This is a genomic window from Variovorax sp. P4_D9, from assembly GCF_056401695.1.
On sequence record NZ_JBFUIU010000275.1, the window covers coordinates 1 to 10975 of the forward strand.

The 10975-nt window shown below is 64.2% G+C and carries 11 protein-coding genes; 5 read left to right on the forward strand and 6 right to left on the reverse strand.

Features of this window, described 5'->3' with window-relative positions:
• The 3 genes from AC1DY5_RS26365 to badH all read right to left on the reverse strand — a co-directional run.
• On the reverse strand, nt 1–644 hold a 644-nt coding region (locus AC1DY5_RS26365; RefSeq protein ID WP_478116173.1), incomplete at its 3' end, for an acyl-CoA dehydrogenase family protein.
• A 79-nt stretch (nt 645–723) separates the two neighbouring features.
• Entirely contained in the window at nt 724–1506 is a 783-nt protein-coding gene (gene badI / locus AC1DY5_RS26370) for a 2-ketocyclohexanecarboxyl-CoA hydrolase (RefSeq protein ID WP_478116174.1), read from the reverse strand.
• A 33-nt stretch (nt 1507–1539) separates the two neighbouring features.
• A complete protein-coding gene (gene badH / locus AC1DY5_RS26375; protein WP_478116176.1) occupies nt 1540–2307 on the reverse strand; it encodes a 2-hydroxycyclohexanecarboxyl-CoA dehydrogenase in 768 nt (255 codons plus the stop codon).
• Between the two features lie 137 nt (nt 2308–2444).
• On the opposite strand from badH, the gene AC1DY5_RS26380 reads away from it, so the two are divergent.
• Together AC1DY5_RS26380 and AC1DY5_RS26385 are read left to right on the forward strand one after the other, a co-directional pair.
• Nucleotides 2445–2960, forward strand: coding sequence for a MarR family winged helix-turn-helix transcriptional regulator (locus AC1DY5_RS26380; RefSeq protein ID WP_478116188.1), 516 nt, complete (start codon nt 2445–2447; stop codon nt 2958–2960).
• A 151-nt stretch (nt 2961–3111) separates the two neighbouring features.
• On the forward strand, nt 3112–3609 hold the full coding sequence (locus tag AC1DY5_RS26385) for a VOC family protein (protein ID WP_478116178.1): 498 nt from the start codon (nt 3112–3114) through the stop codon (nt 3607–3609).
• Nucleotides 3610–3741: 132 nt separating this feature from the next.
• Here the strand turns inward: AC1DY5_RS26385 and AC1DY5_RS26390 are convergent, their stop codons facing one another.
• Nucleotides 3742–4719 carry a tripartite tricarboxylate transporter substrate-binding protein gene (locus AC1DY5_RS26390; protein ID WP_478116180.1) on the reverse strand — a complete coding sequence of 326 codons (978 nt, stop codon included), beginning with the start codon at nt 4717–4719 and terminating at the stop codon, nt 3742–3744.
• 26 nt (nt 4720–4745) lie between these two features.
• The gene (locus tag AC1DY5_RS26395; RefSeq protein WP_478116191.1) at nt 4746–5912 is read right to left on the reverse strand and encodes a mandelate racemase/muconate lactonizing enzyme family protein; all 1167 of its coding nucleotides are present in this window, start codon (nt 5910–5912) and stop codon (nt 4746–4748) included.
• 105 nt (nt 5913–6017) lie between these two features.
• Here AC1DY5_RS26395 and AC1DY5_RS26400 point away from each other — a divergent pair, with 105 nt between their 5' ends.
• Both AC1DY5_RS26400 and AC1DY5_RS26405 read left to right on the forward strand, forming a co-directional pair.
• On the forward strand, nt 6018–6917 hold the full coding sequence (locus AC1DY5_RS26400; RefSeq protein WP_478116182.1) for a LysR family transcriptional regulator: 900 nt from the start codon (nt 6018–6020) through the stop codon (nt 6915–6917).
• Between the two features lie 130 nt (nt 6918–7047).
• Nucleotides 7048–8628, forward strand: a complete 1581-nt coding sequence (locus tag AC1DY5_RS26405; RefSeq protein ID WP_478116184.1) for an alpha/beta hydrolase family protein — start codon at nt 7048–7050, stop codon at nt 8626–8628.
• A gap of 155 nt (nt 8629–8783) precedes the next feature.
• Here AC1DY5_RS26405 and AC1DY5_RS26410 read toward each other — a convergent pair whose 3' ends face one another.
• Entirely contained in the window at nt 8784–9818 is a 1035-nt protein-coding gene (locus AC1DY5_RS26410; RefSeq protein ID WP_478116185.1) for an AraC family transcriptional regulator, read from the reverse strand.
• A 97-nt stretch (nt 9819–9915) separates the two neighbouring features.
• On the opposite strand from AC1DY5_RS26410, the gene AC1DY5_RS26415 reads away from it, so the two are divergent.
• A partial coding sequence (locus AC1DY5_RS26415; protein ID WP_478116186.1) for a flavin-containing monooxygenase occupies nt 9916–10975 on the forward strand: 1060 nt, incomplete at its 3' end.

Genomic DNA, 10975 nt, shown 5'->3' on the forward strand with positions numbered 1-10975 from the left:
TTCTCGAAGAACAGCGAGCCGCGACCGATCGCGCGCTGGCCGTGGCAATCGAAGCGGTTGCGGGTCACGCCCGGCAGGTCCATCGGCACCAGCAGCGCGGTCACGCCGTGGGCCGCCGATTCGACCGGGCCGGTGCGGCCGAACACGACCGCCGCATCGGCCTGGTCGGCCGCGGAGATCGACGTCTTCTCGCCGTTGATCACGTACGCGTCGCCGACGCGCTCCATGCGCAGGCGCAGGTTGGCCGCGTCGGAGCCACCGCGCGGCTCGGTCAGCGCAATGGCGAACAGCGCCTCGCCCCGCGTCAGCTTCTGCAGCCACGGTTGGACGACTTCGGGCTTTCCGTGCTGCGAGAGGATCTGGCCGTTGAGCGAAGCGAGCAGGTTGATGTAGGACATGCTCAGGTCGGCGCGCGCGATCTCCTCGTGGATCACGCCGGCGGCCAGGCAACCCATGCCCTGGCCGCCATGTTCCTCGGACAGTTCGGGCGCGATGAACCCCATCTCGCCCATTTCGCGCATCAGCTTGCGCTCGAGCACGCGGGTCTTGTCGCGTTCCAGGAAGCCGGGGGCGATGCGCTCGGTGGCGAAGCGGCGCGCATGGTCGCCGAGCGCTGTCAGGTCTTCATCGAGATAGGGATTCATGTCTTGTCTCCAGGGTGCGCTGCGCCGCGGCGCAACAGCGGTTGCGCCGCGAGTGCGGGTTTCTTCGAGGGACGGGCCTCTACTTCGCGTACTTGCGGAAGTCGGGCTTGCGCTTTTCCTTCAGGGCATTGACGCCTTCGCGCGACTCTTCCGTGTCGTAGTAGAGCTTGAGTGCGTACATGCCGAGGCCCGCGATGCCGGCCTGGTGCGCGGTGTCGGCATTGAAGCTGCGCTTGGCGATGGCCACTGCCGTCGGGCTGCGCTCGCAGATTTCCTCGGCCCACTTCTGCACCTCGGCGTCGAGCTGGTCGTGCGGAACCACGGCGTTGGCCAGGCCCATGGCCACGGCCTCGGCGCCGCTGTAGCGGCGGTTCAGATACCAGATCTCGCGCGCCTTCTTCTCGCCTACGACTCGCGCCAGGAAAGCAGTGCCATAGCCTGGATCGACCGAGCCCATCTTCGGGCCGACCTGGCCGAAGATGGCCTTCTCGGAGGCGATGGTCAGGTCGCAGATGGTGCACAGCACGTTGCCGCCGCCGATGGCGAAGCCCTGGACGCGGGCGATCACCGGCTTGGGCACGTTGCGGATGGTGTCGTGCAACTCTTCCATCGGCAGGCCGATGGTGCCGCGGCCGTCATAGTTGCCGTTGTGTGCGGACTGATCACCGCCGGTGCAGAAGGCGCGATCTCCGGCGCCGGCCAGCACGATGGCGCCGACGCTGCGGTCATAGCCGGCGCGGTTCATGGCCTTGATGATCTCGTCGCAGGTCTGGCCGCGAAAGGAGTTCATCTTGTCGGGCCGGTTGATCGTGATCCAGGCCACGCCGTTGCGTACTTCATAAAGGATGTCTTCGAATTCCATGGGGTTCTCCAGAGGGTGTGGGTGGGAAGGCGATCAGCCGTTCATGGTCAGGCCGCCGGAGACGCTCAGCACCTGGCCAGTGACGAAGCCGGCGGCGTCGCTGGCGAAGAAGAGGATGGCGCCGGGCAGGTCGTCGGGCTGGCCGATGCGACCCAGCGGAATCGAACGCGTGAAGGCTTCCATGAGCTTCTCGGGATTGCCCGCGCCTTCCTTGTAGTCGGCGAACAGGGCGGTGTCGGTCGGCCCGGGGCACACCACGTTGACCGTGATGCCGTGGCGCGCATGCTCGCGGGCGATGGTCTTCGAGAACGCCACCAGGCCGCCCTTGCATGCCGCGTACACCGCCTCGCCCGAGGAGCCGACTCGCGCTGCATCGGAGGCGATGTTGACGATGCGCCCCGCCTTGCGTGCGGCCATGCCGGGCAGCACCGCGTGATGCATGTGCAGTGCGCCGGTCAGGTTGATGGCGATCAACTTGTCCCACTGCGCCGGTTCGGTCTTGGTGAATGGCTTGAACACGTCCCAGCCGGCGTTGTTGACGAGCACGTCGATCGGGCCCAGGGTCTGCTGCGTGGCCTCGACCGCCTTGTCGACGCTGGCGCGGTCGGTGATGTCGCAGCGGAACGCTTGCGCCTGCCCGCCCTCTTCGCGGATCGCGGAGGCGACCTTCTCGGCCGCGTCGAGGTTCATGTCGTACACCGCGACCTTGGCGCCTTCGCGAGCGAAGCGTCGGCAGGTGGCCCCGCCGATACCGCCGCCGCCGCCGGTGACCACCACTGTCTTGCTTTCGAATCTTTGCATCAGTTTCTCCATCAGGTTTGAAGCTTGCTATCGTCGATGCGTCGTCGCTTGAATGCCGCCGCATATATGTCAATGTGTTGACGTATTATGCGGCGCTCGAATCACGAATGCAAGACCCTTCGAAGAAAGAAAAATCTATGGTAAACCCTGATAACACCGAGGATTCGGCAAGGATTGAACTGGCCAACCGGGTGTTCTTCCGTCTGTATCAATGTGCCAATATGTTGCACAAAACAGGTACAAAGGCGGTCGAGTCCGAGGGCCTGACGACACAGCAGTGGGCGGTGCTCGGTGCGCTGTCCAGGCCTGCCGCGAGCGGAGGCATGAGCGTGGGAGACCTGGCGCGCTACCTCAAGGTCAGCAGGCAGAACCTCTCCGGCCTGCTCAGCCGCATGGAAAGGGATGGGCGAATTCAAACCGCGGCCGACGCGCGCGACCGCCGGTCGCGGCTGGTGTCAATGACGACCGCAGGGATGCACGTCTGGCAGGACGAAGCCCTGCCAAAGATTCATGGCTACTACGCGCAAGTGCTCGAGGGCTTTTCCGTGAACGACATCACCCACACCCTGCACTACCTGCTCAAGATCCTGGACAACATGCAACGGGTGGATGATCGGCAAGGCGGTGGCGAGGAGGCTGCACAAGAGCAATGACCGGGCCCGCGCCCGTCGCGAGAATGCTCGGCATCAGCGGATCCATACAATGGCACCAGTCCCATCCGACAAACCGAGGTCCCGCGATGAAGACGATGGGGTGTTTGGATGGTGGCGGATGCCGGGTGCTCAACTCTTCAGGAGAGACGAAATGACCAGCAAGAACACGATCTGTCTGTGGTACGACGGCACCGCCGTCGATGCCGCGAAGTTCTATGCCGAAACATTCCCCGACAGCGCTGTCGGCGCCGTCCACCGCGCACCGGGCGACTATCCCGACGGCAAGCAGGGCGATGTCCTGATCGTCGAGTTCACCGTCGCCGGCATTCCCTGCATCGGGCTGAACGGCGGCCCGCAGTTCAAGCACAGCGAGGCCTTCTCTTTTCAAATCGCGACCGACGACCAGGCCGAAACCGACCGCTTGTGGAACGCGGTCGTCGGCAATGGCGGCCAGGAAAGCGCGTGCGGCTGGTGCAAGGACCGGTGGGGATTGTCATGGCAGATCACCCCGCGCGCCCTCATCGCGGCGATGGCCGACCCCGATCGCGCGGCGGCCAAGCGCGCCTTCGACGCGATGATGACCATGAATAAGATCGACATCGCTGCGATAGAGACGGCACGGCTGGGCCGAAACCTAGCCTCGAGTTGATGAAGCGTGTCCCGCACGTTCGGCCCTGTTCAGATTCGGGGGAACGGTTGACCGACTGGTTCTGACCGCGAGTCGCCACTGTTGTCGGAAGAAAGAAGGCGCGCGCTCTATCGACCCGCCGCCTTCTTCACCTCAGTCGGCGTATTCGCCCGCGTCCTGGATCACCTTCGACCAGCGGGTCTTTTCAGCGACCAGGAACTTCTTGTGACCAACTGGATCGAGCCTGTCATCGGTCACCACGGTGAGACCCAGCGCTTCTTCACGCTTGATCAGATCGGGATCCTTCAACGCGGTGCGCAGCGCAGCGTTGAGCTTGGCGATCGCCGCGGGCGGCGTGCCGCGCGGTGCGTACAACCCGTGCCAGACCTGGACGTTGAAGTCCTTGAGCCCGGCTTCGGACAGCGTCGGGGTGTCCTTGAGCGCAGGAAGCGAAAGCCGCTGCAGACTTGAGATGCCATAGACCTTGACCTTCTTGCCTTCGATCTGCGGCACCGCATTGCCGGCTTGCTCGCACATCACATCGACTTGCCCGCCGATGAGGTCCGTCATGGCGGGTGCGGTCCCCTTGTACGGCACTGGCGTCATGTTGGTCTTCAGCGCGCTTTGGAGCATCAGGCCGCACAGGTGCGAGGCGGAACCGAGCCCCGCATTGGCGAGGTTCACCTTTCCGCCACTCGACGTGATCCACTGGCGCAGTTCCGCAAAGTTGCTCGCCGCCAGACTCGGCTTGCCGATCAGGACGGAAGGCGCTTCGTTGATCAGGCCCAAGGTCTCGAAGCCATCCGGCACCTTGTAGCTCAGCTTGCGATAGAGCGCCGGTGCGGTTGCCATGCCGATGTGATGCACCAGCAGGGTGTAGCCGTCCGGCGTGGCTCTCGCGACCCTAGCCGAGCCGATCGTGCCGCCCGCGCCGACGGTGTTGTCGACGATCACCGTCTGTCCGAGAGGCTTGCGCAGCGCCTCGGCCAGGTCGCGGGCGATCTTGTCGCTGGGGCCGCCCGCGGCAAACGGGACGACCAGCGTGACCGGCTTGTCGGGGAATTCCGCACAAGCCAGGGTGGCAGACCCGGCCAGGGCAAGGCCGGCGACGCAGCGCCAAACGGTGTTCATTTCTTGTCTCCTTGGGTTGTGTAGCGTCAGGCCGAAAGCGCTTGCATCTCGCGATACAGATCCGCCTTCCCTTCGAAGCCGATGCCGGGCAGGTCAGGCAACGTCACGAAGCTGTTCTCGACCTTCACACCATCGGGAAATCCGCCGAAGGGCTGGAACAGATCCGGGTACGACTCGTTGCCGCCCAATCCGAGGCCGGCGGCGATGTTCAGCGACATCTGGTGACCACCGTGCGGGATGCAGCGGCTGGCGGACCAACCGTGCTCCTTGAGCATGTCGAGCGTGCGCAGGTACTCCACCAGGCCGTAGCTCMGGGCGCAATCGAACTGCAGCCAGTCGCGATCCGGGCGCATGCCGCCGTAACGGATCAGGTTGCGCGCGTCCTGCATCGAGAAGAGATCCTCGCCCGTCGCCATCGGGTTCTTGTAGAAATTGCGCAGCGCGGCCTGGAGTTCGAAGTCCAGCGGGTCGCCCGGCTCCTCGTACCAGAACAGGTCGTACTGCGACAGGGCCTTGGCATAGGCAATCGCGGTTTCGAGATCGAAGCGGCCGTTTGCATCGACGCAGAGCTTCTGGCCGTCCTGCAGCACTTCCATGATCGAATCGATCCGACGCAGGTCTTCGTCCAGCGATGCGCCGCCGATCTTCTTCTTGACGACGGTGTAGCCGCGGTCGATGTAGCTGCGCATCTCGTCCTGGAGCTTCTTGTGGTCCTGGCCTGGGTAGTAGTAACCGCCGGCCGCATAGACGAAGATCTTGCGATTCGGCGTCCCATTGCCGTACCGGTCCGCCAGCAATTGAAACAAGGGTTTGCCCTCGATTTTGGCCACTGCATCCCAGATTGCCATGTCGATGGTCCCGATCGCCACGGAGCGCTCACCATGGCCACCCGGCTTTTCGTTGGTGAACATCGTGTTCCAGATCTTGTGCGGGTCGAGGTTGTCGCCGGTGTCGTCGACAAGGGAGGCGGGATCCGCTTCGAGAATGCGCGGAATGAACCGCTCGCGCATCAGCTTGCCCTGGCCATAGCGACCGTTGGAGTTGAAACCGTAGCCGATCACCGGCTTGCCGTCCCGGATCACGTCAGTGATCACTGCGACAAGGCTCAGCGTCATCTTGCTAAAGTCGATATAGGCGTTGCGGATGGGCGAGCTGATGGGGATGGTTTTCTCGCGGATTTCGACGATCTTCATGGTTGGCTCCAGGTAGTGTTTGATTGAGAGCCTGTATGGTCCGCGGCGCCGGCTTTCTGGGCCAATGCTCTTTTTCGCTGCTTCCATGCACCGGACGAACCGCTCATGAATCTGATCTGGCTTGAAGACTTCGTGGCCCTGGCTGCCACGGGTAATTTTTCGCGCGCCGCGGAAGACCGCCACAGTTCGCAACCTGCATTCAGCCGCCGCATTCGCGCCTTGGAGGAGTGGATCGGCGCCGACCTTTTCGACCGAAGCTCGCAGCCTGCCAGGCTGACCGAGGTCGGCGAATGGTTTGCCGGCGTGGCCCAGGAATTGATTGCGCGGGTCGCCCGGATACCGGGAGACGCCAAGAAGGTCGCCGAGGCCAGTTCGGTCACCCTGCGCATCGCGTCCACGCACGCGCTCTCTTTCACTTTCTTGCCTCGTTGGTTGCGAAGCCTCGAATCGAACACGACGCTCGGGCCGGTGCAACTGATGTCCGACGTGCTCCAGCGTTGCGAAGCACTGATGCTGCAAAGCAAGGTTCAGTTCGTGTTGAGTCACGCGCACGGCAAGGCGCAAGGGGCGCTGGATGCAGAGCCCTACAGGTCCGCCCGGATCGGCGAGGACGTGCTGATCGCGGTGTCGGCGTCGGACGCGGCAGGCCATGCGCGGCATCAACTCGCTCGTCGGGGCGGACCGGCGGTACCTGTGCTCCAGTACACCGATGAATCGGGGCTGGGACGCATCATGCGCGCCGAGATCGGGCGCAGGCTGGAGTCGTTGCCTGTTCAATTCGTCTTCACGGCGCATCTCGCCTCTGTCCTGCGGACGATGGTGCTGGACGGCCGGGGGATCGCGTGGCTGCCCCGGACGCTGGTGGAGGAAGACATGGCCCAGGGTCGGCTTGTTACCGCGGCGAGCTATGACTGGGACGTTCCCTTGGAGATCAGGCTCTATCGCGACAACGCGCTTTTGGGGAAGGCTGCAAACGCGTTCTGGGACGCCGCCGTCGGGGGGTGATTGGCGTTGATGCCTGAGCACTCTGTAGCCCGAACGCTTCACGAGGAAACGGCAGTTTCTGGCACGGCGGCGCGGGTCGTCGCGGACATTCTTGGCTGATTTCCATCCTTGCTGCCGGAGGCCCTCGACCATGACCCGCCCTGCCACCAACTTCGTCGCCCTGCCCACCCTCGCCGTTTCATGCGCCTTGATGCTGTTGGGTTGCGGTGGCGGAGGAAGCGGCGACAGCAGCGCTACGGCCATAGCCATCGCTGGCGCCGTCGCGACTCCGCCGCGCGGCACCGCGCTCACGCCCGCACCGGACCGCGTCAATCGCTTGTCGGCGGACGAATTCAACACCCTGCTCGATGCTGTTTCCTCCGGCAAGACACTCCAACGCGCCGCCGGCGTACCCAAGTGCGGCATTGACGTGCGTTACCTGCAGTACCAGACCGTCGGCGCGCAAGGCGAGTCGATCCCGGGTAGCGCCGCGATCATGCTTCCCGCCGGCACGGACCCCGTATGCAATGGCCCGCGCCCCATGGTGCTGTACGGGCACGGCACCGCAACCGAGCGCACCTACGACATTTCCAACCTGACCAACACCAATCAGCCGGCCGCTGCGGAAGGCGTGGTGGTGGCGGCCATGTTCGCTGCGCAGGGCTACATCGTGGTGGCACCCAACTACGCGGGCTACGACAAGTCGCCGCTGCCCTATCACCCCTTCCTGAATGCCGACCAGCAGGGCAAGGAAATGATCGACGCCCTGAAGGCCGCGCGCTCCACCCTGGCTGCGCTCTCGGCGGTGGACGGCGGCTCCTTGCTGATCACCGGCTATTCGGAGGGCGGCTACGCGGCGCTGGCGGCGCATCGCGAGATGCAGGCGACAGGCATGCCGGTGACGGCGTCGGCCCCGATGTCCGCGCCGACGGCGATCAGCCTGCTGATCGACTATTCCCCGGCCGGCTTGCCGGAACTCGGCAGCACCGTGTTCYTCCCGATGGTCACGACCAGTTGGCAAAGGCAGTTCGGCAACGTCTACACGTCCCCGAGCGAAATCTACGAAGACAAGTACGCATCCGGCATCGACACGCTGCTGCCGAGCTACCTGTCGAGCGACAAGTTGTTCTCGTCGGGCAAGCTGCCGAAGTACGCATTCTTTCCGGCGGACGCCACGCCCGGCCCTCTGAACGCCAGCGTGGCCATCAACTACGGCGCGGACAATCTGGTGCGCCAGAGCTACCTGACGACCTGGTTCAACGACGTCAAGGCCAGCCCCTGCCCAGGCAATGCGCTGCCGGCGACGTCGGCCTCGCTCAACACGACATCGCCGCTCGCCTGCGCACCCACGACCGGCCTGCGCAAGGCGGCGGTGGCCAACGACCTGCGCACCTGGCTGCCGACGCGGCCCGTGCTGATGTGCGGCGGCGCCAATGACCCGACGGTCAACTTCACCAGCAGCCTTGCGACGGCCGGCTATTTCCGCGCCCGCGGCATGCCCGCGTCATCACTCACCGTGGTCGACCTGGAAACGACGGGTGTGAACGATGCTTATACGACAGCACGCGCAGGCTTTGCGCAGGCCAAGGCGCAAGAGCGGGCCGACACGACAGGAACCGACGTCGCCAAGGGTCAGGCCGTGGCTTTCGCCTACCACGGCCAACTGGTGCCGGCGTATTGCATGCAATCTGCGCGGGTGTTCTTCGAAGGCGTGCTCAACGCTGGAAGCTGACCAGGCGGCCCTTCAATGCCTGAACACGGATGCACATCAAGCCCAGCGCCTGATCGTGGCCCTCTTGTCGCGACCTTCCACGCAGTATTGAGGGTCCTATCTGATTTCTGCGGGTAGACGCGACCCCACGCGGCCGCGGCGACGCCTCGGAGATCTCATTTGCCCAAGGCTGTGCCCGTGCTCGCCAGCTCTCTCCGCAGCGCAGAGGGTGCCACGCCGAACCATCGTCGGCAGGCGCGCGTCATGGCCGAGTGCTCCGAGAAACCAAGGATGTCTGCGAGTTGGCCAAGCGGAATGTCGGTCTCGCGAAGATAGTGCAAGGCGGCCTCCTTGAGCGTCTCCTCGCGGATGATCTCGAACTTGCTGCCTTCAGCCTCCAGATAGCGCTGAAGCGTGCGCGGATGGATGGCAAGCAGTGCCGCCACATCGGTCTTGCCGCCCTGCGGAGTGCCGAGGGTGTGTCGCAAGGCCAGGCGGACACGGGAAGTGACGCTCTCGCCCGGGACGCGGAAGTGCCTTGCCAGGTAGTCTTCGGTGATCTTGCGCAACCCATGGTTCGCGCCTCGCAGATCGGCGCGCAGCGTCCCATGGCTCACGTGCAGGGCGGCGAGCGGTTGCTCCATGAAAACGGGGGCCCCAAAAAAGCGCTTGTACACCGCGAACGGCGCCACAGGCTTGTGCGGCAGCGTGACAGCGCGCAGCTCGTACTGCTCGGCCGCGAGCAGCCTGGTGATGTTGTGAAGATCCGCGAGGCACAGATCGATCGTCTGCCGCTGCACGGGTAGCCTGTCCAGTCGGATCTCTACAGCCATCTCCGACGCGCCTTCGATCATCGAGCTCTTCTCGTGGACGCTCAGGACAAGGCCCGGGCTGTGCACGAACAGGTGGCGAGAGGTGTAGTCCCATGCCTCCCTGACGGTGGGCGCGTTCTGTAGAACGATGCTCAGTGGACCGAGCACGCTGATGTCCTGAACCTGCGACAGGCGCAACCCGAAGKCCGCACAGCCGGTCTCCAAGGCACTGGCCTCGAGAAGGTGGATGCAGGAACGCAGCGACAGCATCGCATCGTCGTCGGTCAATGAGCCCGCAGGAATGCGATAGCGCCGGAGCAAGGGTGCCGGGTCGTCGCCCAAGCTCCGCATGAGGGTCGTGTAGCCCTGCAATGCGCTCGATCGAACCATGGCGGTCATGTCTCGAAATGTCAAACAACTGTCTTGAGATGTCAAGCGACCTAGAGTGCGGCCCGGGATACTCCAATCACTGCATCAACCCCCTAGAGGTTTCGACATGGAGACAAACTACGATGTGCTGGTCATTGGGGCCGGTCTGTCCGGCATCAGCATGGCCTGCCATCTTCAGATGGAGTGCCCTGGCAAGCGAGTGGGCATTCTGGAGCGTCGCAAGGCGATCGGCGGCACCTGGGACTTGTTCCGCTACCCGGGCATCCGCTCCGACTCGGACATGTTCACCTTCGGCTACCGGTTTCGTCCGTGGCATGACCTGAAGGTGCTCGCGGACGGTCCATCGATCCGGCGCTACGTCACCGACACGGCGCGCGAATACGGCATCGACAAGAAGATCCGATTCGGCATCAGGACGACAGAGGCATCCTGGTCGAGCGAGCACAAGCGCTGGACGATCAGCGCGGTCGATGAAGAGAGCGGCGAGCCACGCACCTTCACCTGCAACTACCTCGTCAGCTGCACCGGCTACTACAACCACGACGAGGGCTACCTGCCCACCTTTCCCGGCGTGGAGCGATTCAAGGGGCAGTGCATCCATCCCCAGAAGTGGCCCGATGGATTGGACTACCGCGGCAAGCGCGTCATCGTGATCGGCAGCGGCGCCACCGCCGTGACGCTGGTGCCGACCATGGCCGGGGAGACCGCGCACATCACGATGCTGCAGCGCTCGCCGAGCTACGTGTTCTCCGTGCCGGGCTACGACGCGATCTCGGCTGCATTGAAGCGCGTCCTCCCGGACCGCTGGGTCTATGCCATGGCGCGTCGGCGCAACCTGCTCCTGCAGCGGGCGATCTACAAGCTGTCGCGCCGCTGGCCCGACCAGATGCGAGCGTGGCTCTTGTCCAGCGTGAAGAAGCATGTGGGCAAGGACTTCGACATGTCCCACTTCTCGCCCCGGTACAAGCCGTGGGACGAGCGGCTGTGCGCAGTTCCCGATGCCGACCTCTTTAAGGTGATCCGGGAGGGCAAGGCCTCTATCGTCACCGATCACATCGAGACCTTCACCGAAACCGGCATCCGGCTCAAATCCGGCAAGGAGTTGCAAGCCGACATCATCATCACCGCAACCGGTCTGCAGTTGCAGTCCTTCGGCGGCATGGAGT

Coding starts and splice junctions, on each gene's coding strand:
- AC1DY5_RS26390 (WP_478116180.1), bottom strand. CDS start 4,719: ATGAACACCGTTTGGCGCTGCGTCGCCGGCCTTGCCCTGGCCGGGTCT.
- AC1DY5_RS26400 (WP_478116182.1), top strand. CDS start 6,018: ATGAATCTGATCTGGCTTGAAGACTTCGTGGCCCTGGCTGCCACGGGT.
- AC1DY5_RS26380 (WP_478116188.1), top strand. CDS start 2,445: ATGGTAAACCCTGATAACACCGAGGATTCGGCAAGGATTGAACTGGCC.
- badI (WP_478116174.1), bottom strand. CDS start 1,506: ATGGAATTCGAAGACATCCTTTATGAAGTACGCAACGGCGTGGCCTGG.
- AC1DY5_RS26385 (WP_478116178.1), top strand. CDS start 3,112: ATGACCAGCAAGAACACGATCTGTCTGTGGTACGACGGCACCGCCGTC.
- badH (WP_478116176.1), bottom strand. CDS start 2,307: ATGCAAAGATTCGAAAGCAAGACAGTGGTGGTCACCGGCGGCGGCGGC.